At 73.3% G+C, this 24,149-nt stretch carries 25 protein-coding genes and 1 pseudogene; 18 read left to right on the top strand and 8 right to left on the bottom strand.

The genetic code is table 11. From position 1 onward, the window contains the following. Window positions 1-130 precede the first annotated feature (130 nt). From IEZ04_RS16075 to IEZ04_RS16015, 13 genes and pseudogenes are all read left to right on the top strand, one after another. Window positions 131-1,648, top strand: coding sequence for a sugar ABC transporter ATP-binding protein (locus IEZ04_RS16075; protein ID WP_189217554.1), 1,518 nt, complete (start codon window positions 131-133; stop codon window positions 1,646-1,648). Next, window positions 1,645-2,694, top strand: a complete 1,050-nt coding sequence (locus IEZ04_RS16070) for an ABC transporter permease (protein ID WP_189217553.1) — start codon at window positions 1,645-1,647, stop codon at window positions 2,692-2,694. Before IEZ04_RS16075 ends, IEZ04_RS16070 begins: the two co-directional genes overlap by 4 nt. Further along, window positions 2,687-3,724, top strand: coding sequence for an ABC transporter permease (locus tag IEZ04_RS16065; RefSeq protein WP_189217552.1), 1,038 nt, complete (start codon window positions 2,687-2,689; stop codon window positions 3,722-3,724). Before IEZ04_RS16070 ends, IEZ04_RS16065 begins: the two co-directional genes overlap by 8 nt. A 41-nt stretch (window positions 3,725-3,765) precedes the next feature. Beyond that, a complete protein-coding gene (gene rhaS / locus IEZ04_RS16060) occupies window positions 3,766-4,848 on the top strand; it encodes a rhamnose ABC transporter substrate-binding protein (protein ID WP_189217551.1) in 1,083 nt (360 codons plus the stop codon). Window positions 4,849-4,864: 16 nt separating this feature from the next. Next, window positions 4,865-5,185: an L-rhamnose mutarotase gene (locus tag IEZ04_RS16055; RefSeq protein WP_189217550.1), complete on the top strand. Its 321-nt coding sequence runs from the start codon at window positions 4,865-4,867 to the stop codon at window positions 5,183-5,185. 21 nt (window positions 5,186-5,206) lie between these two features. Continuing rightward, window positions 5,207-5,410 (top strand): hypothetical protein, encoded by a 204-nt coding sequence (locus IEZ04_RS16050; RefSeq protein WP_189217549.1) that lies wholly within the window; start codon window positions 5,207-5,209, stop codon window positions 5,408-5,410. 68 nt (window positions 5,411-5,478) lie between these two features. After that, window positions 5,479-5,853, top strand: a pseudogene (locus IEZ04_RS16045) (Tat pathway signal sequence domain protein); the annotation flags it as partial. A 72-nt stretch (window positions 5,854-5,925) separates the two neighbouring features. After that, entirely contained in the window at window positions 5,926-6,951 is a 1,026-nt protein-coding gene (locus tag IEZ04_RS16040; RefSeq protein ID WP_189217548.1) for a LacI family DNA-binding transcriptional regulator, read from the top strand. A gap of 103 nt (window positions 6,952-7,054) precedes the next feature. Then, window positions 7,055-8,356 carry an alpha/beta fold hydrolase gene (locus IEZ04_RS16035; RefSeq protein WP_189217547.1) on the top strand — a complete coding sequence of 434 codons (1,302 nt, stop codon included), beginning with the start codon at window positions 7,055-7,057 and terminating at the stop codon, window positions 8,354-8,356. A gap of 76 nt (window positions 8,357-8,432) precedes the next feature. Further along, the gene (locus IEZ04_RS16030) at window positions 8,433-9,182 is read left to right on the top strand and encodes a PIG-L deacetylase family protein (protein WP_189217546.1); all 750 of its coding nucleotides are present in this window, start codon (window positions 8,433-8,435) and stop codon (window positions 9,180-9,182) included. A 21-nt stretch (window positions 9,183-9,203) separates the two neighbouring features. After that, on the top strand, window positions 9,204-10,109 hold the full coding sequence (locus tag IEZ04_RS16025) for a sigma-70 family RNA polymerase sigma factor (RefSeq protein ID WP_189217545.1): 906 nt from the start codon (window positions 9,204-9,206) through the stop codon (window positions 10,107-10,109). Window positions 10,110-10,118: 9 nt separating this feature from the next. Then, window positions 10,119-10,949 (top strand): pentapeptide repeat-containing protein, encoded by an 831-nt coding sequence (locus IEZ04_RS16020; RefSeq protein ID WP_189217544.1) that lies wholly within the window; start codon window positions 10,119-10,121, stop codon window positions 10,947-10,949. 127 nt (window positions 10,950-11,076) lie between these two features. Continuing rightward, window positions 11,077-11,853 carry a DUF2470 domain-containing protein gene (locus IEZ04_RS16015; protein WP_189217543.1) on the top strand — a complete coding sequence of 259 codons (777 nt, stop codon included), beginning with the start codon at window positions 11,077-11,079 and terminating at the stop codon, window positions 11,851-11,853. Here the strand turns inward: IEZ04_RS16015 and IEZ04_RS16010 are convergent. The 3 genes from IEZ04_RS16010 to IEZ04_RS16000 all read right to left on the bottom strand — a co-directional run bounded on the left by IEZ04_RS16010 (window position 11,821) and on the right by IEZ04_RS16000 (window position 15,756). Then, complete coding sequence (locus tag IEZ04_RS16010) at window positions 11,821-13,107, bottom strand: lactonase family protein (protein WP_189217542.1); 1,287 nt, start codon at window positions 13,105-13,107, stop codon at window positions 11,821-11,823. The two genes, IEZ04_RS16015 and IEZ04_RS16010, sit on opposite strands and share 33 nt — an antisense overlap. A 154-nt stretch (window positions 13,108-13,261) precedes the next feature. After that, the gene (locus IEZ04_RS16005; protein WP_189217541.1) at window positions 13,262-14,338 is read right to left on the bottom strand and encodes a hypothetical protein; all 1,077 of its coding nucleotides are present in this window, start codon (window positions 14,336-14,338) and stop codon (window positions 13,262-13,264) included. A 98-nt stretch (window positions 14,339-14,436) separates the two neighbouring features. After that, window positions 14,437-15,756, bottom strand: a complete 1,320-nt coding sequence (locus IEZ04_RS16000; RefSeq protein ID WP_189217540.1) for an FUSC family protein — start codon at window positions 15,754-15,756, stop codon at window positions 14,437-14,439. Window positions 15,757-16,037: 281 nt separating this feature from the next. Between IEZ04_RS16000 and IEZ04_RS15995 the strand changes: the two genes are divergently transcribed. Beyond that, window positions 16,038-17,420: an erythromycin esterase family protein gene (locus tag IEZ04_RS15995; RefSeq protein WP_189217539.1), complete on the top strand. Its 1,383-nt coding sequence runs from the start codon at window positions 16,038-16,040 to the stop codon at window positions 17,418-17,420. A gap of 61 nt (window positions 17,421-17,481) precedes the next feature. On the opposite strand, the gene IEZ04_RS15990 is transcribed toward IEZ04_RS15995, so the two are convergent. Continuing rightward, window positions 17,482-17,976, bottom strand: a complete 495-nt coding sequence (locus IEZ04_RS15990; protein WP_189217538.1) for an FBP domain-containing protein — start codon at window positions 17,974-17,976, stop codon at window positions 17,482-17,484. A 188-nt stretch (window positions 17,977-18,164) separates the two neighbouring features. On the opposite strand from IEZ04_RS15990, the gene IEZ04_RS15985 reads away from it, so the two are divergent. Beyond that, window positions 18,165-20,018, top strand: a complete 1,854-nt coding sequence (locus IEZ04_RS15985; protein WP_229821059.1) for a P-loop ATPase, Sll1717 family — start codon at window positions 18,165-18,167, stop codon at window positions 20,016-20,018. A gap of 37 nt (window positions 20,019-20,055) precedes the next feature. Here IEZ04_RS15985 and IEZ04_RS15980 read toward each other — a convergent pair whose 3' ends face one another. Both IEZ04_RS15980 and IEZ04_RS15975 read right to left on the bottom strand, forming a co-directional pair. Beyond that, window positions 20,056-20,289, bottom strand: a complete 234-nt coding sequence (locus tag IEZ04_RS15980) for a hypothetical protein (RefSeq protein ID WP_189217537.1) — start codon at window positions 20,287-20,289, stop codon at window positions 20,056-20,058. 4 nt (window positions 20,290-20,293) lie between these two features. Then, entirely contained in the window at window positions 20,294-20,854 is a 561-nt protein-coding gene (locus IEZ04_RS15975) for a quercetin 2,3-dioxygenase (protein ID WP_189217536.1), read from the bottom strand. Between the two features lie 163 nt (window positions 20,855-21,017). On the opposite strand from IEZ04_RS15975, the gene IEZ04_RS15970 reads away from it, so the two are divergent. Together IEZ04_RS15970 and IEZ04_RS15965 are read left to right on the top strand one after the other, a co-directional pair. Next, window positions 21,018-21,524 carry a MarR family winged helix-turn-helix transcriptional regulator gene (locus IEZ04_RS15970; RefSeq protein WP_189217535.1) on the top strand — a complete coding sequence of 169 codons (507 nt, stop codon included), beginning with the start codon at window positions 21,018-21,020 and terminating at the stop codon, window positions 21,522-21,524. A gap of 23 nt (window positions 21,525-21,547) precedes the next feature. After that, complete coding sequence (locus tag IEZ04_RS15965; RefSeq protein ID WP_189217534.1) at window positions 21,548-22,108, top strand: GNAT family N-acetyltransferase; 561 nt, start codon at window positions 21,548-21,550, stop codon at window positions 22,106-22,108. A gap of 15 nt (window positions 22,109-22,123) precedes the next feature. Here the strand turns inward: IEZ04_RS15965 and IEZ04_RS15960 are convergent, their stop codons facing one another. Next, window positions 22,124-22,348 (bottom strand): hypothetical protein, encoded by a 225-nt coding sequence (locus IEZ04_RS15960; RefSeq protein WP_189217533.1) that lies wholly within the window; start codon window positions 22,346-22,348, stop codon window positions 22,124-22,126. Between the two features lie 140 nt (window positions 22,349-22,488). Here IEZ04_RS15960 and IEZ04_RS15955 point away from each other — a divergent pair, with 140 nt between their 5' ends. Further along, window positions 22,489-22,869, top strand: a complete 381-nt coding sequence (locus IEZ04_RS15955) for a hypothetical protein (RefSeq protein WP_189217532.1) — start codon at window positions 22,489-22,491, stop codon at window positions 22,867-22,869. 199 nt (window positions 22,870-23,068) lie between these two features. Here the strand turns inward: IEZ04_RS15955 and IEZ04_RS15950 are convergent, their stop codons facing one another. Continuing rightward, a complete protein-coding gene (locus tag IEZ04_RS15950; protein ID WP_189217531.1) occupies window positions 23,069-24,097 on the bottom strand; it encodes an SDR family oxidoreductase in 1,029 nt (342 codons plus the stop codon). Between the last annotated feature and the right edge of the window lie 52 nt (window positions 24,098-24,149).

Raw genomic sequence — 24,149 nt, 5'->3', positions numbered from 1 at the left:
CAGTTTTCGATACGGACCCATTGACGCGACCGGCGGCGCGACTCTAACGTCCCGGCCATCCCACTTGAAACCTTTCACGACGTCGTGAGGGCCACGCGCGGTCGTCCGTCGGCGTCGTCGAGGAGCCCTCATGACCCACCCGTCCGACACGGGTCCGGCCCCGGTGCTGGCACTGCGGGACGTCTCCAAGTCCTTCGGCGCGGTCCGCGCCCTGCGGGACGTGTCCCTGGAGCTGTTCCCCGGTGAGGTGCACGCCCTCGCGGGAGAGAACGGCGCGGGCAAGTCGACCCTCATCAAGACCCTTGCGGGGGTGCACCGCCCGGACGCCGGCCAGGTGCTGCTGGACGGCGAGCCCACCGTCTTCCACGGCCCGGCCGACGCCCGCGACGCCGGTATCGCCGTGATCTACCAGGAGCCCACGCTCTTCCCCGACCTGTCGATCGCCGAGAACATCTACATGGGCCGGCAGCCCAAGCGGGCCCTCGGCCGCATCGACCACAAGGCCACGTACGCCGCCACCCTGGAGCTGATGCGGCGGCTCGGCGTCGGACTCGACCCGGGCCGCCCGGCACGCGGCCTGTCCATCGCCGACCAGCAGATCGTCGAGATCGCCAAGGCGCTCTCCTTCGACGCGCGCGTCCTCGTCATGGACGAGCCGACCGCCGCCCTCACCGGCAGCGAGGTGGCCCGCCTCTTCGGCGTCGTGCGCACCCTGCGCGACCAGGGCGCCGCCGTCCTCTTCATCTCCCACCGGCTGGAGGAGATCTTCGAGATCTGCCGGCGGGTGACGACCCTGCGGGACGGCGCGTTCGTCTCCAGCGAACCGCTGGCGGGCATGACGGAGGACGACCTGGTGCGCCGCATGGTCGGGCGCGACCTGGCCGAGCTGTACCCGAAGCAGGAGGTCGAGGCGGGCGCCGTCGCGCTGAGCGTGCGCCGGCTGACCCGTGAGGGCGTGTTCACCGACGTCTCGTTCGAGGTGCGGCGCGGGGAGATCGTCGGTCTCGCCGGGCTCGTCGGCGCCGGCCGCACCGAGGTCGCGCGGGCCGTCTTCGGCATCGACCGCTGGGACGCGGGCGAGGTCGAGGTCGACGGGAAGGCGCTCACGAACGGCGCCCCTTCCACCGCCATGGCCGCGGGCCTCGCCCTCGTCCCCGAGGACCGCCGCGCCCAGGGGTTGGTGATGGACATGTCCATCGAGCGGAACATCGGTCTCACCGGACTCCGTACGACGGTGAAGGCCGGCCTGATGGACCGCGGTGCCGAGCGCAGCCGCTCCCTCGACTGGGCCGTCAAGCTCCAGGTGAAGTACGCACGGATCGCCGACACCGTGTCCACGCTGTCCGGCGGCAACCAGCAGAAGGTCGTCCTCGCCAAGTGGCTCGCCACCGGCCCCAAGGTGCTGATCGTCGACGAGCCCACCCGGGGCATCGACGTCGGCACGAAGGCGGAGGTGCACCGGCTGCTGTCGCAGCTGGCCGCGGACGGGGTGGCCGTCCTGATGATCTCCTCCGACCTGCCCGAGATCCTCGGCATGGCCGACCGGGTGCTGGTGATGCACGAGGGCCGCGTCACCGCCGCGATCCCCCGCGCCGACGCGACCGAGGAGACGGTGATGGCCGCGGCCACCGGGAGGGCCGCCGCATGACGGTGACCGCCACCGACCCGACCCCTGTCTCCGAGGCGCCGAAGTCCAGCGGCACGCGGCTCGTCGACCGCGTCCTCAGGATGCGCGAACTCGCCATCCTCGCCGTCTTCCTGGTGATGATCGTCATCACCCAGCTCGGCAACAGCGAGTTCCTCTCCGAGCAGGGCATCAAGGACCTGCTGCTGAACGCGACCATCCTGGTGATCGTCGCCACCGGCCAGTCCCTGGTCGTCATGACCCGCAACGTCGACCTGTCGGTCGGCTCCACGCTCGGCATCAGCGCCTTCGCCACCGGCACCTACCTCCAGGGCGGCGGCAACCCGCTCGTCGCCGTCCTGCTCGCGGTGCTGACGGGCGTCGGCTTCGGCCTCCTCAACGGGCTCCTCGTCAGCCTCGGCCAGGTGCCCGCGCTCGTCGTCACCCTCGGCACGCTGTACATCATCCGCGGCATCGACTCCATCTGGGTCGGCTCCCGGCAGATCACGGCGGCCGACCTGCCCGGCGGCTTCGTCGGCTTCGGCTCCGGCGGCGTCTCCGCGGTGCCGTGGCTCGCGCTGATCGCGCTGGCCGTGCTGGTGGCCACCGCGTACTACCTCGAACACTTCGGCGGCGGACGCGAGTTGTACGCGCTCGGCTCCGACCCGGAGGCCGCCCGGCTCGCCGGCATCCCGGTCCGCAAGCGCATCCTCGCCGTGTACACCTTCTGCGGCGCCCTGGCCGGGCTCGCCGGCGCGCTGTACCTGGCCCGCTTCGGCAACGTCGACTCCGGCACCGGCAACGGCTACGAACTCACCGTCGTCAGCGCCGTCGTGGTCGGCGGCGTGGTCTTCACCGGCGGCTCCGGCAGCGTCTACGGCGCGGCCCTCGGCGCGCTGCTGCTGACCTCGGTCAACAGCGTGCTGCCCGCCCTCGGCGTCAGCTCCGTATGGGTGCTGGCCATCAACGGCGTCCTGCTCATCCTCGCCATCGCGGTCGACCGGATCGTCGCCCTGCGCGTGGCCAGAACACTGGAGAAGCTGAAGAAGAGGAGCGCCCGCCGTGGCTGACACCTCCCTCGCGCGCGCCGTCCGCTGGTCCGCCTCGATGAGGTGGGACACAGCGGTCGGCGCCCTGCTGATCGTCGTCCTGCTGCTGTCGTTCTCCTTCGTCGACGGCTTCGGCAACGCCCTCAACCTGTCGTTCCTGATCGGCAACACCCTGCCGATCGCGCTGATCGCGCTGCCGATGACCATGCTGGTGGTCTCCGGCGAGATCGACCTCTCGGTCGCCTCCACGGCCGGCCTGTCCGGCGCGGTGATGGGCGCCCTGTGGAACCAGGGCATGGCCATCGAGGCGATCATTCCCGTCTGCCTGCTGCTGGGCGTGGTGTGCGGGCTGGTCAACGGTCTGCTGGTGACCCGGCTCGGGCTGCCCTCCCTCGCCGTCACCATCGGCACCATGGCCGCCTACCGGGGCATCGCGCAGATCGTGCTCGGCTCCGACGCGGTGACCGACTTCCCCGCCCGGTACCTCGACTTCGCGGCCGGCCGCATCGGCGACACGTTCGTCCCGTACGCCTTCCTGCCCTTCCTCGTGCTGCTCGCGATCGCCGTGGTCGCGCTGCACGCCACCCCGTTCGGGCGGAGGCTGTTCGCGATCGGCGCGAGCGAGGAGGCGGCGCGGTTCGCGGGCGTCCGCGTCAAGCGGCAGAAGCTGGTCCTGTTCGTCCTCACCGGCCTGATGGCCTCCCTCACCGGTGTCTTCTGGGCGCTGCACTACGCCAGCGCCCGCTACGACAACGCCACCGGGCTCGAACTCTCCGTCGTCGCGGCCGTCCTGCTCGGCGGCATCGACTTCGACGGCGGCAAGGGCACGCTCGGCGGCGCGATCGCGGGCGTCTTCCTGCTCGGTTCGCTGCAGAACGTGATGAGCCTGCTCAACGTCTCCGCGCAGTCCCAGATCGTCGTCACCGGCGTCCTGCTCGTCGTCTCCGTGCTCGGCCCCCGGGTCGGGCGCCAGATCTCCGTCGCGAGGGCCGGGCGCAGGGCCGCCTCCGCCGGACCGCCGGCGCCCGAGGCACCCACACCGGCCGCGTGAGCCACCGCCCCGCCCGTCCCCCTCGTCAAGGAGTTCCCGTCATGCGCAAGTCGTCGACACGCCGTGCCTGCGCGGCCCTCGCCGCCGTCACCTCCCTCACCCTCGCGGCCACCGCCTGCGGCGGCACCACCAAGAGCGACGTCGAGAACGAGGGCGGGCCGGCCGCCGCGGCCGGCGAGGCCGACCCGGACGCGGAGACCAAGAAGGGCCTGACCATCGGCTTCCTGCCGAAGCAGGTCAACAACCCCTACTTCACGGTCGCCGACAAGGGCGGCGAGACGGCCGTGAAGGAGCTCGGCTCCACCTTCAAGGAGGTCGGCCCGAACAGCGCCACCGACACCGCCGGGCAGGTCTCCTACGTCAACACGCTCACCCAGCAGCAGGTCGACGCGATGGCCGTGTCCGCACAGGATCCCGGCGCCCTGTGCACCGCGCTGAAGCAGGCCATGCGGAACGGCATCAAGGTCGTCACCTACGACTCCGACACCAAGCCCGACTGCCGCAACGCCTTCATCTCGCAGGCCTCCGCCGAGGACCTCGGCCGCACCGAGGTGCAGCTGCTCGCCGAGCAGATCGACTACAAGGGCGAGATCGCGATCCTGTCGGCCGGGCAGACCGCGACGAACCAGAACACCTGGATCGAGTACATGAAGGAGGAGCTGAAGGACCCCAAGTACAAGGACATGAAACTGGTCGAGGTCGCGTACGGCAACGACGACGCCCAGCAGTCCTTCCAGCAGACCCAGGGCCTGCTCCAGGAGTTCCCGGACCTGAAGGGGATCATCTCCCCGACCACCGTCGGCATCAAGGCGGCCGCCCAGTACCTGTCCGGCTCCAAGTACAAGGGCAAGGTCAAGCTGACCGGCCTCGGCACCCCCAACGACATGCGCAACTACGTCAAGGACGGCACCGTCGAGGCCTTCGAGCTCTGGGACCCGGCGAAGCTCGGCGAGCTGGCCGCGCGCACCGCCGTCGCCCTCGCCTCCGGGCAGATCACCGGCAGGGAGGGCGAGACGTTCACGGCCGGCGGCATGGGCGAGTACACGATCGGCGCAGACGGCGTGATCGACCTCGGCAAGCCGACCGTGTTCGACGCCGGCAACATCGACGACCACGACTTCTGAGACGGGTGGGTGCGCGATGCAGCGCGTGTGTTTTCTGCTGAAGGTCCGTGAGGACCGCATCGACGAGTACCGCGAGCGGCACGACCCGGTGTGGGCCGAGATGCGCGAGGCGCTGACGGCCGCCGGCTGGCACAACTACTCGCTCTTCCTGCGCGAGGACGGCCTGCTGGTGGGCTACCTGGAGACGGAGGACTTCGCGGCGGCGCAGGCCGCGATGGAGGCCACCGACGTCAACGCCCGCTGGCAGGCGGAGATGGCGCCGTTCTTCGAGTCGCTGGACGGCGCCAGACCCGACGAGGCGATGAAACCGCTCACCGAGGTGTTCCACCTCGCCTGAGCCCGCCCACGAGGAGTCCTGATGCAGAGACGCACCTCGCCGGCGGCCGTCCTGCTGGGCACCGCGGCCGCCCCGGCCCGCGCCGGAACCGCCCGGGCGGCCGCCCCGGGGCCGTCGGTCACCCGCACCGGCCGCACCACGCTCGACACCCGGGCCGTCTCCTTCGTCTCCTACGACGGCCTGGTCAACAACAACAGCTCCTACTACTCCAGTGCGGTTTCGTGATCTGTTCAGCGGGTTCGTCAGCGGATCGTCGTCGGTGGTGGCTCCGTCGGGCTGTTGCCCGGTGGCCTGACTACGCCGCCGACCGCACTCGCAACGGCCGCGCCTTCCCCCTCCGCCGGACCGCCTCCGGCACCTGGCGGAAGACGGAGACACCGGTCCCGCTCGACTCCACCCAGCGCACCAGGCTGGTCCTCGACAAGTACGACCACGCCTACGCCGTCCTGCCCTTCGGCCGCATAGCCGGAGCGTCCAGTGCCTCCGGGCACACCGACTGACGTCTGCTGTACGACGGCGTCGCCGCGGGCCTGAACGCCTTCGGCGAGGTCGTCGTCGACGAGACACGCGTCGCGCAGGACAACGTGCTGTCGGTGCTGTAGCAGGAGAGGTCCAGCGGCACCACGCCTTCCGCCCCGCACGTCGTGGACTTCGCGCTGCCCGCATGAACCGGTGAGGTGCGGAAGGTAATGTGAAGGCGCACCCGCCGCTCCTCAAGCCCCCTCGGAGGTTCCTGCCCGATGGCCCAGTCGGTGGGTATCAAGGACGTCGCCCGCGCCGCCGGAGTCTCCGTGGGCACGGTGTCGAACGTGATCAACCGTCCGGAGACGGTCGCGTCGGAGACCCGCGCGCGCGTGCTCTCGGCGATCGACCGGCTCGGCTACGTCCGCAGCGAGTCCGCCCGGCAGCTCCGGGCCGGCCGCAGCCGCATCATGGGCCTGCTCGTCCTCGACATGGGCAACCCCTTCTTCGTGGACGTCGCGCGCGGTGCCGAGCGCGCCGCCCGCGAGGCCGGCCTCGGCGTGATGGTCTGCAACAGCGCGCAGAGCCCCGGCGAGGAGGCCGAGTACCTCTCGCTCTTCGCCGAGCAGCGCGTGCGGGGCGTGCTGCTCACCCCCGCCGACGCCACGGGCCGCAACATCGACGCGTTCCGCCGCCACGGCATCCCGTTCGTCCTGGTCGACCGGGTCGCCGAGGGCACCACCGAGTGCTCGGTGTCCGTGGACGACGTGGCGGGCGGCGCGCTCGCCGTACGGCACCTGGTCGACGCGGGGCACCGGTCCGTCGCGTACGTCAGCGGACCGCCCGGCCTCAACCAGGTCCGCGACCGCCGCACCGGCGCCCTGAACGCGCTCGCGGAGGCCGGCCTCGGCCCCGAGGCCCTGCGCGAGCTCCCCACCGAGCGGCTCGACGTCGCCGCGGGCCGCGACGCCGGCGCCCGGCTGCTCGGTCTCGCCGACCGCCCGACGGCCGTGTTCTGCGCCAACGACCTGCTGGCGCTCGGCGTGCTGCAGGCCATGTTCTCGGCCGGGGTGAGCGTGCCGGACGACCTCGCGATCGTCGGCTACGACGACATCGAGTTCGCCGCCGCCGCGGCCGTCCCCCTCACCTCCGTACGGCAGCCCGCCGTCACCCTGGGCGCCCTCGCCGCCGGACTGCTGCTGGAGGAGACCCGGACCGAGGAGTCGCCCAGGGCGCACGAGCACCGGCGGGTCGTCCTCCAGCCGGAGCTGGTGGTGCGGCGCTCCAGCCTGGCGGCACGCTGAGGCGGGGCACGTCGCGCACGAGCGCCGATCCCGGGCTCCGCGCGCCGGAGAACGTGTGGTCAACTGGGGCACGGCCCGCAGACCGTCCTCCCAGGAGCTTCCGTTGACCGCCAGCTACCGCCAGCCCGGAGTCGTCCTCACCGACCGCCGGTTCACCGTGCCCCTCGACCACGCCGACCCGTCCGGCGAGACGATCGAGCTCTACGCGCGCGAGATCGTCGGATGCGACAAGGCGGACCAGGACCTGCCGTGGCTGCTCTACCTCCAGGGCGGACCCGGCTTCGGCGCCAACCGGTTCATCGGCCGGCAGGCCTGGCTCGGCCGCGCCCTGGAGGAGTTCCGGGTCCTCATGCTCGACCAGCGCGGCACCGGGGCCTCCACGCCCGCCAACCGCCAGACGCTCCCGCTGCGCGGCGGCCCGGCCGAACAGGCCGCCTACCTCACGCACTTCCGCGCCGACTCGATCGTCCGCGACTGCGAGGCCATCCGCCCCGAGGTCACCGGCGGCGCCCCCTGGACCGTCCTCGGGCAGAGCTTCGGCGGCTTCTGCACCGTCACCTACCTGTCCCTCGCGCCCGAAGGGCTGAACACCGCGGTGATCACCGGCGGTCTGCCCTCCCTGGACGCCCACGCCGACGACGTCTACCGCGCCGCCTACCCGCGCATCGCACGCAAGGTCGCCGCCCACTACGCCCGTTACCCGCAGGACGTGCAGCGGGTCCGGCGCGTCGCCGAACACCTGCTGGCCCACGACGTCGTGCTGCCGAACGGCTACCGGCTGACCGTGGAGGCGTTCCAGTCCCTCGGCAACGTGCTCGGCGGCAGCGAGGGCAGCCACCGGCTGCACTACCTCCTGGAGGACGCCTTCGTGCCCACCCCGCAGGGGCCCGCCCTGTCCGACGCCTTCCAGGAGGAGGTCCAGGGCGTCCTGTCGTTCGCGGGCCACCCGCTGTGGGCGCTGGTCCACGAGTCCGTCTACGGTCAGGACGAACGGCCCACGGCCTGGTCCGCGGAGCGCGTGCGCGCCGAGTTCCCGGAGTTCGACGCGGCCAAGGCGCTCACCGAGGACCGGCCGGTGCTGCTCACCGGGGAGACCATGTTCCCCTGGCAGTTCGAGGTCGACCCGGCGCTGCGCCCGCTGCGCGAGACCGCCGAGAACCTGGCCGCGCGCACCGACTGGACGCCGCTGTACGACGCGGAGCGGCTCGCGGCCAACGAGGTGCCGGTCGCGGCGGCCGTCTACCACGACGACATGTACGTCGACACGGAGCACTCGCTGCGGACGGCCCGCGCGATCCGGGGCCTGCGCACCTGGGTCACGGACGAGTACGAGCACGACGGCGTCCGGGCGTCCGGACCGCGCGTCCTGGACCGGCTGCTGGCGCTGGCACGCGACGAGGTCTGACGGCCCGGGACCGGACGGCACGAGGGCACGTCGCCGGCGGGGCGGGCTGTCGGTGGGGCGGGCTAGGGTGCGGAGCATGACCGTTCCGACTCCGACGAACGAACCGCTGGCGCCCATGCCCGAGGACTGGCGGCGCGCCCTCGCGGTCGTCGCCCACCCGGACGACCTCGAGTACGGCTGCTCCGCGGCGATCGCCGCCTGGACCGACGCCGGCCGTGAGGTCGCCTACGTCCTCGCCACCCGCGGCGAGGCCGGCATCGACACGCTGGCTCCCGCCGAGTGCGGCCCGCTGCGCGAACGGGAGCAGCGGGCGAGCGCGGCCGTGGTGGGCGTGTGCGAGGTGGAGTTCCTCGGCCACCGGGACGGCGTGGTCGAGTACGGCACCGCGCTGCGCCGGGACATCGCGGCAGCGATCCGCAGGCACCGGCCCGAGCTGGTCGTCACGATCAACCACCGCGACACCTGGGGCGGCACCGCCTGGAACACCCCGGACCACGTGGCCGTCGGACGCGCCACGCTCGACGCGGCCGCCGACGCCGGCAACCGGTGGATCTTCCCGGACCTCGCCGAGCAGGGCCTTCAGCCGTGGGACGGGGTGCGCTGGGTCGCCGTCGCCGGTTCCCCGGTGCCCACGCACGCCGTGGACGCGACGCCGGGACTCGAGCGCGCGGTACGCTCCCTGCTCGAACACCGAACCTACATCACGGCGTTGACGGACGAGGACCCGGAGACTTACTGCCGTGAGTTCCTCACCGGGTACGCCCGGACGGTGGGGGCGCGCTTCGGCGGGAGACCCGCCGTCTCGTTCGAGCTGTTCGGCCGCTGAACGACGACGGGGGAGCGGGACATGGCGGACGACGAGGTGCTGGCCGGGCGGTTCGAGGAACACCGGGGGCACCTGCGGGCGGTGGCCTACCGGATGCTGGGCTCGCTCGGCGAGGCCGACGACGCGGTGCAGGAGACATGGCTGCGGCTCAGCCGCGCGGACCTGACCGACGTGCGCAACCTGGGCGGCTGGCTGACGACCGTGACCGGCCGGATCTGCCTGGACATGCTGCGCGCCCGGCGCACCCGCCGCGAGGAGCCCATGGACGGGTACGGGACCTTCCTGCCCGACCCGGTCGTCGGCCCCCTGGACGGCGCCGACCCCGAGCAGGAGGCGCTGCGCGCGGACTCGGTGGGGCTCGCCCTGCTGGTGGTGCTGGACACGCTGCGGCCCGCGGAACGCCTCGCGTTCGTGCTGCACGACATGTTCGGCGTGCCCTTCGACGACATAGCGGCCGTCCTGGACCGCTCTCCGGCGGCGACCCGGCAGCTCGCCGGCCGGGCCCGGCGCCGGGTGCGGGACGCCGGGCCCGCCCCGCAGCCCGACCCGGCCCGGCAGCGGGAGGCCGTCGAGGCCTTCCTCGCCGCCTCGCGCGGCGGTGACTTCGAGGCGCTGCTGGCGGTGCTCCATCCCGAGGTGGTGCTGCGGGTGGACGCCGGGGCACTCGCCACGGGCACGGCCGCGTCCAGAGTGCTGAAGGGCAGGCGGCCGGTGGCCGAACAGGCCTTCCTCTACCGCTCGCTGTCGCCGCACGCGCGTCTCGTGCGGGTCAACGGCGGGATCGGCACGCTCACGGTCGTGGACGGCAGACCGCTGTCGGTCGTCGGCTTCACCGTGCGGGACGGCATGGTCGACGGGATGTACATCCTGTCGGACCCGGAGCGGCTCGCCGGGCCGGCCGAGGCCGCGGGGACCGGAGCCGCTTAGGGTGACCGTATGGAACAGACATCCGCCGACCGCTCCTCGGAGCTGCGCGCCGACTGCGCGCGCTGCTTCGGCCTGTGCTGCGTGGCGCTTCCCTTCGCCGCCTCGGCGGACTTCGCGACCGACAAGGCGGCGGGGAAGCCCTGCGCCAATCTCCGGGCGGACTTCCGCTGCGGCATCCACGTCCGGCTGCGGCAGGAGGGCTACCCGGGCTGCACGGTCTACGACTGCTTCGGCGCCGGGCAGAAGGTCTCCCAGGTCACCTTCGCGGGTGCGGACTGGCGGTCGGGTTCCGGTGCGCACGCCCGGCGGATGTTCGACGTGTTCCCCGTCGTGCGCCAGCTGCAGGAACTGCTCCTGTACCTGGACGAGGCGCTGACCCTGACGGCCGCCCGTCCCGTCCACGACCGGGCGCGCCGGCTGTTCGCGGAGACCGAGAAGCTGACGCTGGAGAGCCCCGAGAGGCTCATGGAGCTGGACGTCCCCGCGCACCGGCGGCGGGTCGACGAGGTGCTGCTGCGGGTCAGCGAGCTGATGCGGGCGGGTGCCGGGCGCCGCAAGGAGCGCCGGGGCGCCGACCTGATGGGCGCCCGCCTCAAGGGGGCCGATCTGCGGAAGGCCGGCCTGCGCGGCGCGTACCTCATCGCGGCCGACCTGCGGGGCGCCGATCTGCGGGGCGCGGACCTGATCGGTGCCGACCTGCGCGACGCCGACCTCTCGGGCGCCGATCTGACGGGTGCGTTCTTCCTGACCCAGCCCCAGGTGAACGCGGCCCGGGGGAGCGCCGGTACGCGGCTGCCCGCGTCGGTCACCCGTCCCGGCCACTGGACGGCGGCCGGCTGACCGGCGCCGCCGACGGCCCTTCGGCCCAGCGCCCCGTGACGAGAGCGAACGCGGTGTACCGATCGGTGGTTGGCGTACACCCGGATCTCCGATAGGTTAGGTGAGGCTTACCTAAGGGAGGTTAGGGATGGGTGACCATCACACCTGGACGGCGGCGCCGTCCGCGGCGGAGCGTGCCCGCTCGGTGCTCGCCGCCGCATGGACCTGCGCGGTGACCGCGGAGGGCGGCCGGGAGGAGTTCGTCGGCGCGCACACCGTCACCGGGGACGGCCGGGTGCTCCTGACCGTGCCGGAGGAGAGCGCGCTCGTCGCGGCGGCGATCTGCGCGCCGCGCGGCGAGCCCTCCGCGGTGCTGGAGTTCGCGGACGTGGCGCCCGTGCCCGTGCGCAACCGGATCCGCGCGCGGCTCTGGCTCGCCGGCTGGTTCGTCCCCGGGAACCCCGGGAACCCCGGGAACCCCGGGAACCCCGGGAACCCCGGGAACGAGGACGGCAAGCTCGAGTTCCGGCCCACCAGAGTGGTGCTGCGCGAGCCGTCCCGCACGGTCGTCGTCGACCTCGACGAGTTCGCGGAGGCCACGCCCGACCGGCTCGCCACGGCCGAGTTCCAGCTGCTCAGCCATCTCGCCTCGGCGCACCCCGACGCCGTCGAGCGCCTCACCCGCCTCGTCGAGGCGAGCAGCCTGCACGGTGCCGTCCTCGTCCAGCCCCTCGCCGTCGACCGGCACGGACTCACCCTGAGGATCGAGCGGGTGCGCGGCCACGGCGACGTACGGCTGCCGTTCCACCGGCCCGCCGACGACCTCGCGCAGCTCACCGAGCGCATGCACGTCCTGCTCGCCCGGGCCGGCGCCGCCGCGCGTCCCCGGGCCCTACAGCGGCAGCGCACAGACGGCGACGGGTGAGGCGAACGGCCGTCCCGCGGTGCGCAGTTCACCGCTGCCCGCGTCCACGTGGAACACGCTGACCGCGCCCGACCGCTGCAACGAGGCGAACAGCAGCCGCTCGTCGGGGGAGAAGGCGAGGTGACGCGGGAACTGGCCGCCGGCCGGCACCGTGTCCAGCAGCCTCAGCCGCGCCCCGCCGTCCTCGACGGCGTACCGGGTGATGCTGTCGTGGCCGCGGTTGGCGAGGAAGGCGTACGACCCGTTCGCCGTCACCAGGACCTGCGCCGGGTAGCTGGTGCCGGACCCCGTCCCCGTGGACTGCGGATCACCCGGCGTCAGCCGCCCGCTGTCCGGGTCGTAGCCGCAGACCACCACCGTGTTGTCGAGTTCGCACGCGAGGTAGGCGTGCCGGCCGCCGGGGTGGAACGTGAGGTGCCGCGGTCCCGCACCGGACCGCGCCGAGGCCCGTGAGACCTCCGTCAGGGTGCCCTTCGCGGTGTCCAGACGGTACGTGTACACGGTGTCCGTGCCCAGGTCGACGGCGAGCACGTGCCCGCCGTCGGGACTGGTGACGATCTGGTGGGCGTGCGGCCCGTCCTGGCCCGGGCCGGGCTCCGGGCTGTCGTGCGTGACGAGGTCCGTGCGCTCGCCGAGGGCGCCGGAGTCCCGGTCGACCGGGTGCACGGCCACGCTCCCGGACCCGTAGTCGGCGCTCAGCAGCCAGCGCCCGCCCGGGTGCACGGACAGCTGGCAGGTGGCCGCCCCGCCGGTGCTCCGGGTGCCGAGGACACGGCGGTCGGCGAGCCGTACGGCCGTGACACCGCCCTCGTCCCGCTCGTCGGCGGCGTACAGCGTCCGCCCGTCCGGATGCACCGCCAGATAGGACGGATCGCCGACCCCGCCGATGGTGCCCCCGTCGGCGATCCGGCCGGTCCCCGGTTCGTACGTCGCCACGCCGATGCCGTCGCCGCCGCCCTCCGCCGAGGAGTACGTGCCGATGTACAGCGGGCGGGGACCGGTGGGGAGCGGCGTGGGCGAGGCGTCGCGCGAGCTCTCCCGCGCCGCCTCCCCGGCGGACGGCGAGCGGTCCGTCGCCGGGGCGGCCGACCGCTCGGAGCCGTCGGCGGAGGAGGACGAGTCGCCGCAGCCCGCCGCCGACGCCACCGCCGGGACGGCGGCGGCCCAGGCCGCCCGGACGAACCGGCGCCTGCTCCAGCCGTGCCGGTCACCCGCCCGGTCACCCGCCCGGTCGTTCGTCCGGTCACTCGTCATGTGCGCACCTCGGATCACTCGAAGGATCGCTCGGGTCCTCGGCCCGGGCCGTCCCGTCCGTGATCCACTCTGGCGTGCGCGGCGCCCGCGGCGCAAAGAGGGCGGGGGCGGGTGTCGCCCGTGGCGCGGCACCCGCCCCCGCCCGCCGTCCCGTTCACCAGTCGCCGTCGCCGACCGGCTCGCCCGGCGCGTCCCCGAGCGGCTTCACCTGGTGCTCCGACGGCTCCTGCCAGGGCTCGTGGTCGTCGCCGAGCCAGTCCCCGACCGGCTTCACCGCACCGAGCGTGCCGGTGGGCGCGAGGTCGTCGGCGTCCTGGTCGTAGTAGTCGAACCAGGGCAGCCCGGCCCGGGTGTACGCCGCCCGGTCGACCGGCGACGGCGGCGGTGCCTCGCCGGTGATGCGCCGCCACTCGGGCGGCGTGACGAGGTGCACGAAGACACGGCCCGCCGGCTCCTCGGCCCAGTCGCCGAGCGGCCGGTCGTCCTCGTACACCTCCTGGCGCATCGAGCCGCCGACGCCCAGGCCCATCGCGGCGGCCGCCCGCGGGGCCGCGCCCGCACGGGCCGGGGCGCCACCCGGCGCGGCGGAGGCGGCCGGCGGGTACGCGGCTCCCGGCGCCGGGGGAGCCGCACCGTACCCGCCCTGCGGCAGCATCGAGTGCGTACCGCGCGCGCCCCGCGCCAGGACCCGCTGCGCCCGGTGCCACTCGGCGAGCCGCTCCTCCCGCAGCGGGAACGACTGCAGCTGTACGCCGCCCCACACCTCCTCGCCCGTCACCTGGCCCTCCACCGTGGCGCCCATGCCGAGCGGGACCGCCACGAACTGACGGACCGTGCCGTCGCCGGAGTTGATGCCGTCGAGCCACGGCTGGCGGGGCAGCACCACGTAGTTCTGCGGGTCCCGGCCGAGCCGGTCGCTCCACGGCCTCCCGGACACGGCGCACACCTTGCCGACGCCCACCTGGAGGGCGGCCGGTTCCGTCGTGCCCCCGAAGTGCAGCCACATGGCCTCGCGCAGGTACACCGGAAGCAGCACCCCGCCGCGCTCCCGCATCCGCCCGGGCACCGTGTCCGGGTGGTCCTCGACCCGGCGGACGGGGAAGTCGCCGAGGCCCGGCGGCAGCCGGTGGGTGCCCGTCTCGGGCAGGCGCAGGGTCCGTACGAAGCGCACCGCCACACCGCCCGGCAGGCGCAGTGAGTTGCCGTCGATCCGCACGGTGCCGCCGGTCATGGGTGCGCTCCTCGCTGTTCGCGGTGCCGTTCTGCGTCTGCCGAGCGGCCTGGGCCCGACCGTACCGCCGTACCGCCCTACCGTCTCCTCGTCGGACCTCAGACCTCCGACCGTTCCCGCTCCCGTCCCTTTCCCTTGTCCTTCTCCTTGTTCTTTTTCTTGTCCTTGGAGCGCCCGACGAGGGCGGACGGGTTCCGCCACGACCGGCGGACCTCGCGCAGCCGGTCGCGCAGCCGGGTCAGCCGCGGCCGGCGCTCGCGCGCCTCCCGGGTGCCGCGGTCGAGCTCCTCCAGCAGCCGGCGGGAGCGGTGCTCGGTGTCCAGCTCGTCGATGATGCGGTTGACCTCGGTGAGGACGGCACCACGGAGCTGCCAGAGGTGCGGGTCCTCCCGGGCCTCCTTCTCCAGCAGCAGGGCCAGCTTGTCGCGGGTCGCCGCGGCCTCGGTGAGCTCGGCGGTCAGCCGGGCCTCGGCGGACTCGGCGCTGCGGGAGACGTCCGTGGTGACCAGCACCGCGAAGCTCACCACGGCGTTGCCGATCTGGGCGAGCAACCGCTCCAGGACCTCGCCCGTCTCGGGCTCGAACAGCGGCTTCGGATAACGGGCCTTCGCCAGGTCGGTGAAGGTACGGGCCAGCACCCGCAGCACCACCGTGCAGATCTCCAGCGTGTCCAGCCCGGTGCGCAGCACGATCCGGTGCAGCAGGCCCTCCCGGACCCGGGGATTGAGCTTCAGGCTGTCCTCGGCCTGCTTGAGGTCCGCGTCCACCTCGACGATCTCGTGGTCGAGCCGGCGCGCCTCGTGCAGCCGGGCGGCGGCGTGCTCGACGGGCATGCGGCCCGCGGCCTCCTCCCCGACCCGCAGCATCAACTGCCGTATCCGGCGCGCGAGGTTCTCGATGGACTGGCCGGCCGCGTCGATCCAGACCGGAGGCGTGACCAGCACGTTGAAGAGGAGTCCGACCAGGGCGCCGATCAGGGTCTCCAGCACCCGGGCCCACGCCGTGTCCCCGACCTGGGTGACCCCGAGCACGAGCATGGCGGAGATCGCGGTCTCCAGGAGGAAGGCACCGGCCCGCACGAGATGGCCGACGCCCAGCGCCACCAGGATGATCAGTCCCAGGCTCCACCAGCTCAGCCCCACCAGCACACTGAAGCCGATGGCGATGAGGACGCCGGTGACCACCGCGTTCACCCGGGAGATCGTCATCGTGAGCGTGCCGTACAGGGTGACCTGGACGACCAGGAGTGCGGTCAGCGGCGCCGTCAGGGGCGCGGCCTCGGGGCTGAGCCGCACCGCGACCACGTACGCCACCGTCGCGGCCGCCGTCGCGCGCACCGCTTGCACGACATCGGGATTCTGCCGCCACTTGGCGATCCGTCCGGCCAGCATGCCCCACACGTCACGTACGTCTTGCATTTCTGGGCTCGTTCCCCTTCCACCGCGCGCGATACGCCCTCAGTGTCATGAGCAGCACGAGAACGTGATCGTTCCCTTCGAGCCTAAGCGGTGCGCACGGGACGGGAGGAGAGACACGGACGGGCGGGACCGATGGTGCCCGGGGACGGGGCGGCCCGCCGGACGCGTCCGGCGGGCCGCCCGGTGGGGAAAACCCCCGTGCGTCAGGCGTGCCGGCCCCACCCCGAAGACGGGGGCGGACGGGATGTCCCCGGCCTGTCCCCGGCCGGGATGGTTGCAGCATGAACCGGCGCCGTCCCGCACCCTTCCTCGCCCTGCTCGTCTGTCTCGGCCTCGGCACCGCCGTCGCCGGGGCCCCGCCCGTCTCCGCGTCCGTGCCCTCCGGGCCCGGAGTCGCGTCCTCGTCCGGGGCGGTGCCGGCCGGGGACCGGGTCGTCAGGTCCCTGGACCGGGCCGCACACCCGCTGCGCACCGTCGAACCCGGGGGCGACACGCGTGACCTGCGTCCCCTCGGCGACATGACCGGCGACGCCCGCGTGGTGGGTCTCGGTGAGGCCACACACAGTTCGTACGACTTCTTCACGATGAAACACCGGGTCTTCCGCCACCTCGTCGAGCACGAGGGCTTCCGCACCTTCGCCCTGGAGGGCAGCTGGAGCACCGGTCTGCGGCTCGACGAGTACGTCCTGCACGGGAAGGGCGACCCGCGCCGCATCATGTCGGACGAGTTCCAGGCCGACTACCGGCTCTGGAACACCGAGGAGTACCTGCGGCTCGTCGAGTGGATGCGCGCGTACAACCGGGACCACCCGGGCGACCCGGTCCGGTTCATGGGCGACGACTTCGGCTGGGCCGGACCCGAGCTGTACGACCGGGTCACCGGCTACGTGGCGCGCGCCCACCCCGCGCTGCTGCCGCGCATCACCGGGCTGTACCGCGGACTGCGGCCCACCGCGGCCACGGGCGCGCACATGGAGCGTTACATGAACAGGCCGCTCGCCGAGCGGAAGGAGGCAGCGGCGCGGACGGGCGAGGCGCTGAAGCTGCTGCGGCAGCGGGTCCCCGGGGCCGACCGCGACGCGTACGACTGGGCGGTGCAGCACGCGACGGCGATCGACCAGACCGCCCGCGGCTACGCCGCCGACTTCGAGGATCCCGCACAGCTCGCCGACGTGATGCGCTACCGCGACCGGATCATGGCGGACAACGTGGCCTGGTGGGAGCGGCACACGGGCACCAAGGTGCTGTTGTCGGCGCACAACGCCCACGTGGGCTACGAGACCGGCGAGCCGGAGCGCTATCCGCGTATGCAGGGCGCCTTCCTGCGGGACCGGTACGGCTCGGCGTACGTCAGCGTCGGGTTCACCTTCGACCACGGCTCGTTCAACGCCACCGGTCCCGACGGGAGGCTGCGGCGCTTCACGGTCGGCCCGGCGTCCGCCGGTTCCAACGAGCGCGTTCTCGACCGGGTCGCCCACCGCGACTACGTGGTCGACCTGCGGACCGTGGCGTCACCCGCCCGTGCCTGGCTGGAGCGGACCCGTCCGACGCGCGGCATCGGCACCGAATACCCGTTCCCCGACCAGGACATCGCACTGGCCCGCAGCCATGACGTCCTGATCCACCTGCACGGGATATCGGCGGCGCGGCTGCGCGCACGGTAGCTCCGGACCGGACCGGACCGGATGGAGCGGGGCGGGGCGTCCGCCGGACGCGGCAGCCGGCTCAGACGTACAGCTTGTCCAGGAACGAGGACAGATTGCCCACCGTGCGGGCGATCTGCTCGTCCTGGGTGAGCGTCTCCTCGAAGCGGCCGCCGGACTCGGGCGTCTTCTTGCCGCGTATGTACAGCGAGCAGGCGAGGTCGGTGCACATGTACAGGCCGACCGAGTTGCCCTCGCGCCCGGCGGCGCCCGCCTTGCGGGCCGTCATCAGGGAGACCCCGCTGCCCGGATGGGTCGTCAGACAGAGCGAGCACAGGCTGCGGTGCAGCAGGCCGCGCTTGACGGACGGGAAGCGCAGGGTGACGCCGACGAGTTCGTCGTCCCGTTCGGTGACGAGGTAACTGCGGTCGGGGGCGCCGGGGTCGCGCCAGCCGAGGAAGTCGAGGTCGCCCCAGGGGCGTTCGCCGAGGTCGCGGGGGACCGCCAGCCGCTTCGCCTCCCCCTTGGAACAGTTGACGAAGGAGGCGCGGATGTCCCGCTCGGTGAGCGACCTCATGAGAAACAGTCCTTCTGGCAAGCAGTACGGGCAAGGAGTGGGTGGAACGCGGGCCGTGAGGTCCCCGGCCAGGGTAGGAAGTGCCCCGGAACGGCACCACCGAATTTACTGCGGCCCGTGCGACCCGTCCCGGGCTGGTCTACCCTGGGTAACTTCCGGTAGGGGATCGCCAGGGGTCAGGGGGGCTCGTGGTGCGCGATGTCGGTCCGGTCAGCCAGTTGTTCTTCGGGCGGGACGACGCGGAGAACGACCTCAGGGACGGTCTGCTGAGAGGCGCCGTCTTCCGGCCCAACCTCGCCTACGAGGAGGTGCTGTCGGGGCGGAAGTCCCTGATCATCGGCCGCAAGGGAGCGGGCAAGAGCGCGATCTGCCGACGGCTGGCGAGTCCGGGCGGCCATCCCGGTGCCACCGTCCTGATCACTCCGGACGACGCCGCCGGCGACGAGATCCGGCGCTTCGAGCTCCAGGGGGTCGGCGCCGACACCGCGAAGTCCCTGATCTGGCGGTACGTCTTCGCCGTGCACGCGGCGCGCCACCTCACCGCTCACGCGCGGACCGCGCACGGCCGGCGCCGCTTCCGGCGTCTCCGCCGCCTGCCACCGCCCGTGCGCGCCCTGCGCGCCTTCCTGCGCGCCAACGGCGAGTCCGACGACGCCCGTCTCTACGACCGGGTGCACCGCGGGGCGAACAGGCTGCAGTCCGCCACCCTCTCCCTCAAGGCGTTCGGCGTCGTCGAGGCGGCCGTCGGGGTGGGCGCCTCCGAGGGCGCGGGTGCCAGCCGCCAACTGGACGTCCTGGAGGACTGGGTGGCCGCCGCCTTCGCCGCCCTGGACTGCGCCGACCGGCATCCGCCGCTGCTGTTCCTCGTCGACCAGCTCGAACAGGTGTGGACCGTGGACGCGGACAGCCACGCGCTCGTCGCCGGGCTGCTGCTGGCGGCCAAACACGTGACGGGCCGCTACGGCAACGCCGTACGGACGGCCCTGTTCCTGCGGGCCGACATCTACGACACCCTCGACTTCGGTGACGGGGACAAGTACCACAGCGACGAGATCCGCATCAACTGGACGCACGACGGCCTCAAGGACGTCGCCCTGGCCCGGGCCCGCGCCTCCCTCGGCGCCGAGCTCACCGAGGAGGAACTGTGGGAACGGCTGTTCCCGCCGAGCGTCCTGGGCGAGCCGACCCCGGAGTACCTCTTCCGGCGCGCCCTGCCGCGTCCGCGGGACGCGATCCAGTTCCTCAACGCCTGCCGGAGCGTGGCCCACGAGCGTGGCGGACACGTCATCACGGAGGACGACGTGCTCGCCGCCACCGAGCGCTTCTCCCGCTGGAAACTGCAGGACCTGGCCCGGGAGTACCTGGTCAACCACCCGTTCCTGCGCTCGCTGTTCACGATGTTCGAGAACACCGGCTACGTCGTCACCCGGCAGACCCTGGAGAGCCGCTTCGAGGTCCGCAAGCGGGCGCTGCACCGGGAGTTCCCCGACTACACCGGTGCCCTGACCGCGCAGGGGGTGATCGACGTCCTGTACGGGACGGGCTTCCTCGGGGTGCGGCGCGGCGACGCCGTCGTCTACACGGGCGGCATCCAGGTGCCGCCGGGCCCGGGGGAGGACGAGTTCCACGTCCACCCGTGCTTCCGGCCCGCCCTGAACAGCCTTCTGTCCGGGCGGCGGGTGACGGTCGACCGGGACGTGCAGCTGCTCGACGAGGCGACCGAGGCCTGCGCGCGGATGCTGCGGCAGCTCGGGCGGTCGAACCTGCCGCGGCCCGTCCTCGACCGGACCCGCACCCGCATCGAGACCCTCATGCGCCAGGCCGACGAGGAACGCCGGGTCGCGGAGGACGGCAGCCTGGCCGAGGCCGGCCGCCACGTGCGTTTCGTCGGCAGGAGCTTCCGGCGCCTCGCCGGCGACCTCCGCGACCGCGGCTTCCCCGACGACCCGGTCACCCGCCGCCTGCGCGACGAGGCCGCGGCCCTGATCCGGGCGGCGGGCGGCGCCACGGGCAGCGGCTACGGGTCACGCTCGTCGGGCTGACGGCCCGTGCGGGGCCTCACCGGCCGGTCTCCGCCGGTCAGCGGGCGGGGCGGGGCAGGACGCGGGCGGCGTCGTCGCCGAAGTGCACCCCGGGCGAGGAGACCGACAGCGTCGCGGTGCCGATGCCGGCGCGGTCCATCACGTCGAGGTGCTCCTCGGGCGACCACGTGGGCCACCGCGGGACGCCGTCCGGCATCAGGTGCCCGGCGGCGCGGGCCTGCCGGACGCAGGAGCCGGTGGGGAAGCGGGCGTGGACGTCGACGAGGTCCATGGGCTCACTCACCGGTGCGCCAGACGTGGTCGGGCATGAAGCGCACGTCGTACTCCTGGGGCACGGTGCCGAACGTGTGCGGTGCGGGCACGTACGGCTCACGCGGCAGGCCGAACTCCTCGGTGGGCGTGCCGAGGTTCTCGAAGAACCGCTCGAAGGTACCGCCCGGGCCGGCCGCGACACCGACGATCCGGGAGTGGTGGCGCTCGATGCGGTAGGCGTGCGGGCAGTTCTTCGGCACGAACCCGAAGTCGCCGGGGGACAGGAGTTTCTCGTGCTGCCCGCCCTCCTGGTCCTCCACGAACAGCCGGACCGCGCCCTCGGTGATGTAGAAGACCTCGTAGGTGTCCGGGTGCAGGTGGGCCGGGATGATGTCGCCCTTGGCGCCGTCGCAGGTGAAGAAGTTGAACGTGTTCTCCGTCTGCTCGCCCCCGGCGTAGACGGTGAACAGGTCGCCGAAGAGATGGGCGCGGTCCCCTTCGCCCTTCTCGACGAAGTAGGGCTTGCCCGGCTCGGGCGGGATGTGCGAGGCCCTGCGGTGGCGGGTGGCGTACTCGATGGTCACGGGTTCCTCCCCGGTATGGCGGTGTCGGTGGTGCAGGCGCGTCCGGCCAGTGTCAGGCTGCCTGACATTCAGGCGTCAGGCAGCCTGACATATGCTGGACGCGGAGGGCAACTCGCCGGGCGCGACGGAGCCCCGGCGTCCCCCTGTCAGTCGCGAGGAGCGCATGCACACCGACCGACGCAATCTCCCTCGGCTGCTCAGTGAGGCCGAACGCTGGTTCGACGAGGCGCTGCGCGCGGCCCTGGAGGCGGCCGGCGCGGCACCGGTGTCCCCGACCCAGATCCAGCTCTTCGCCGTACTCGACGAGGCGGGCACCACGGTCTCCGGCCTGGCCCGGCGCATGGGCGTCACCCGGCAGACCGCGCACCAGGCGGTGCACGGCCTGGTCACCGCCGGGCTCCTGGCACAGGTCCCGGACCCGGCCTCCGCCCGGCAGCGCCTCATCCGGCGCACCGAGGAGGGGCGCCGCGCGCACCGGCGGGCCGAGCGCATCCTCGAAGGACTGGAGGAGGAACTGGCCGCACGGATCGGCCGTGCCGCCGCCGACGCCCTGCGGGCCGCGCTCGAGGCCCCCTGGGGCCCGCCGCCCTCCGCTCGGGCCCCCGCCGTCCGCGAGGACGAGAGGACGCACGCGGAGGGGACGGCGGAGACCGAGGTGGAGGAGACGTGAGCGGAGGCCGAGGTGGAGGAGACGTGAGCGGAGGGCGAGGCATCGTCTACCGGCCGGCGGAACCGGGGGACGTCGCCCGGATCGGGGCCGTCGACGACTCCTTCACCACCGACACCGTCTACGAGGTGGTCGTCGGCGATGACGGCCGGGGCTTCGGGCTGCGGGCGACCGCCGTCGACCCGCCGCTGGTCAAGAGGTTCCCCGACGAGGAGGACGGGTTCCCCGACGGCGCGCACCTGGAGGTCGCCGTGGACGACGGGGAGGTGTGCGGCTTCGTCGCCGCCGGGATGGAGGAGTGGCACGGCCGCCTGGTCGTCCACGAGATCGCCGTGGCGCCCACGCACCGCGGGCTCGGCGTCGGCTCGGCCCTGATGCGGCGGGCCTGTGCGTACGGGCGCCGGTCCGGGGCGCGCACGGCCTGGCTCGAGGTGTCGAACGTGAACGTTCCCGCCGTCCGCGCCTACCGGCGGATGGGCTTCGTCCTCTGCGGCCTGGACACCACCTTCTACGTGGGGACGGCGAGCGAGGGCGAGACCGCCCTGTTCCTGAGCAAGCCGCTCGACGCTTCCGGCGACGCCATCTGACGTGCGACGACGGGATCAGGCGTGTGTCTCCGGACCCCAGTACTCCGGCCCGATGCCGCGCCAGTCGATGAGGGGGGAGGCGGCCACCTCGCCGGGGTCGAGGTCCAGGCCCGCGCGGCGCAGGAACTCGACGAGGTCACGCACGTCGTAGGCCAGGCCGAGGATCTCGCCGTCCGCGCGCACGCGTCGGCCGCCCGTCGGCGAGGGCGGGGAGACGACCACAGGGCGCTCGTCAGGCATGTCCCCAGGATCGGCCGGTCCGTCCGTGGGCGCATCCGGACGGCGGCGCCGGGAGGGCCCCGCCCGCGGACCGGTGGGTGTGGTTTCGGCCGACCCGTCCGAGGTACCCGGCGCCCGCCGTGACACGAAGGGAGCGTGCTGTGACCGAGTACCGGCCGGAGGGGACCGGCGCGAACGGGAGTCCGGTCCCGCGGGACATGCCGGACCAGCAGACCCGTGAGGGCGAGGATCCGTGGGAGGTCGTCACCCCGGGTTCGGAGGGCGGCGCCCCGGGGGAGGCCCCGGAGAGCGGCGGGCGGGGGAGCGGCGCCACCGGCCCCGGCACGTCCGACGCCGACGAGTCCCGCACCGGCGACGAGTCCGGGACCGAGACCGGGAACCGGTCCGGAACCGACTCCGGGACCGACGGGACCGGCACGGACGTACCCGACACCGACGAGGCGGGCACCGGCCGCCAGGGCGCCCCGCAGCCGGGCAGCCCCCACACCGAGCACCCCGTACCGGACGAGTCCCCCGCCTGACCTTCGCCTGATCTTCGCCATGCCGTCGCGTGCCGGACCCCGCGGGCACGGCCGACGGAAGCCGCCGGTGGCCCGTCCACCGGCGGCTTCCGTCACACCGAACGGTGCGGGCACACCGAACGGTGCGGGCACACCGAACGGTGCGGGCACACCGAACGGTGCGGACACACCGAGTGGTGCGCGCACCGGCCGCCGCCGGTCAGCCCACCTTCCGTCCGCGCAGCGGCTCCGTGTCCGCCCCCGCTCCGTGCCGCAGTCCGTCCAGGAACTCCTGCAGCACCTGCACCGCCGTCCGCTCGGGCCGCCAGCCCAGCTCCTGGTGGGCGCGCGTGCAGTCCATCAGCGGGAGCCGCAGCACGGCGTCGAAGAGCTGCGGCGAGGCGGGCAGCAGATGCAGCCCCCAGGCCGCGGCGATCGCCGAACGCGCGGCCACCCGGGGCAGCCGCACCGTACGGGTCTTGAGCAGTTCGCTCAGCATGGTCGCGTCGACCGGCGGTTCGGCCGCGAGGTTGAACGCGCCGTGCGCCTCACCGTGCACGGCGAGCCGGTACGCGTAGGCCGCGTCGTCCGTGTGCAGGGCCTGCATGCGCAGCCCCGGGATGTCGGGCAGCACCGGCAGCAGATCGGGGCGGAGCAGGGGACCGGGCAGGTACTTGCCGCCGAAGATGCGCCGCTGCTCGCTCGCCGACTCCCTCTTGAACAGGAACGCCGGCCGCATCCGCACCACGCGGACCCCCGTGTGCGCGCGCTCGAACGAGTCCAGGGCGCGCTCCAGGTACGCCTTCTCCCGGGTGTAGGCGGCGCCGGGCCAGCCGTGCGTGGGCCACGACTCGTCCACCGGACGGTCCTTGGGGCCCGGCGAGTACGCGCCGACCGACGAGGCGTGGACGAGGGCCGGCACCTTCGCGGCGGCCACGGCCTCGAAGACGCGGATGCTGCCGAGCACGTTGGTGCGCCAGGTCACGGCCGGGTCGTGGGTGGGCTGGAAGGCCCAGGCGAGGTGCACGACGGCGTCGGCGCCCTCGAACTCCCGTACCAGGTCGGTGTCCTCGGCGGCGAGGTCCACCGCCGACCACTCGGTCTTGGCGGGGGACCAGTCGGGGACGCGCCGGGCCAGTCCCCGTACGGACGCGACCTGGGCGTCCTCCGCGAGGGCACGGACGAGGCTGGTGCCCACATTGCCGGTGGCGCCGGTGACGACGACCCTGCGGCCGGATTCAGTGCTCACCGTTGGCTCCTCTCGGGTGGGGGCGCCCGGGTACCCCGTACCCGGCCGGTCG

It is taken from the genome of Streptomyces ruber, assembly GCF_014648075.1.
GTDB classification, from domain to species: domain Bacteria; phylum Actinomycetota; class Actinomycetes; order Streptomycetales; family Streptomycetaceae; genus Streptomyces; species Streptomyces ruber.
The sequence above is the reverse complement of the archived record's forward strand: the minus strand, read 5'-3'. Positions and strand labels throughout refer to the sequence as shown.

Coding starts and splice junctions, on each gene's coding strand:
- IEZ04_RS15980 (WP_189217537.1), bottom strand. CDS start 20,289: ATGGACCTCGTCGACGTCCACGCCCGCTTCCCCACCGGCTCCTGCGTC.
- IEZ04_RS16005 (WP_189217541.1), bottom strand. CDS start 14,338: ATGACCGGCGGCACCGTGCGGATCGACGGCAACTCACTGCGCCTGCCG.
- IEZ04_RS16010 (WP_189217542.1), bottom strand. CDS start 13,107: ATGACGAGTGACCGGACGAACGACCGGGCGGGTGACCGGGCGGGTGAC.
- IEZ04_RS16025 (WP_189217545.1), top strand. CDS start 9,204: ATGGCGGACGACGAGGTGCTGGCCGGGCGGTTCGAGGAACACCGGGGG.
- IEZ04_RS15970 (WP_189217535.1), top strand. CDS start 21,018: ATGCACACCGACCGACGCAATCTCCCTCGGCTGCTCAGTGAGGCCGAA.
- IEZ04_RS16075 (WP_189217554.1), top strand. CDS start 131: ATGACCCACCCGTCCGACACGGGTCCGGCCCCGGTGCTGGCACTGCGG.
- IEZ04_RS16055 (WP_189217550.1), top strand. CDS start 4,865: ATGCAGCGCGTGTGTTTTCTGCTGAAGGTCCGTGAGGACCGCATCGAC.
- IEZ04_RS15960 (WP_189217533.1), bottom strand. CDS start 22,348: ATGCCTGACGAGCGCCCTGTGGTCGTCTCCCCGCCCTCGCCGACGGGC.
- IEZ04_RS16020 (WP_189217544.1), top strand. CDS start 10,119: ATGGAACAGACATCCGCCGACCGCTCCTCGGAGCTGCGCGCCGACTGC.
- IEZ04_RS16070 (WP_189217553.1), top strand. CDS start 1,645: ATGACGGTGACCGCCACCGACCCGACCCCTGTCTCCGAGGCGCCGAAG.
- IEZ04_RS16000 (WP_189217540.1), bottom strand. CDS start 15,756: ATGCAAGACGTACGTGACGTGTGGGGCATGCTGGCCGGACGGATCGCC.
- rhaS (WP_189217551.1), top strand. CDS start 3,766: ATGCGCAAGTCGTCGACACGCCGTGCCTGCGCGGCCCTCGCCGCCGTC.
- IEZ04_RS16015 (WP_189217543.1), top strand. CDS start 11,077: ATGGGTGACCATCACACCTGGACGGCGGCGCCGTCCGCGGCGGAGCGT.
- IEZ04_RS16030 (WP_189217546.1), top strand. CDS start 8,433: ATGACCGTTCCGACTCCGACGAACGAACCGCTGGCGCCCATGCCCGAG.
- IEZ04_RS16040 (WP_189217548.1), top strand. CDS start 5,926: ATGGCCCAGTCGGTGGGTATCAAGGACGTCGCCCGCGCCGCCGGAGTC.
- IEZ04_RS16050 (WP_189217549.1), top strand. CDS start 5,207: ATGCAGAGACGCACCTCGCCGGCGGCCGTCCTGCTGGGCACCGCGGCC.
- IEZ04_RS15990 (WP_189217538.1), bottom strand. CDS start 17,976: ATGAGGTCGCTCACCGAGCGGGACATCCGCGCCTCCTTCGTCAACTGT.
- IEZ04_RS15995 (WP_189217539.1), top strand. CDS start 16,038: ATGAACCGGCGCCGTCCCGCACCCTTCCTCGCCCTGCTCGTCTGTCTC.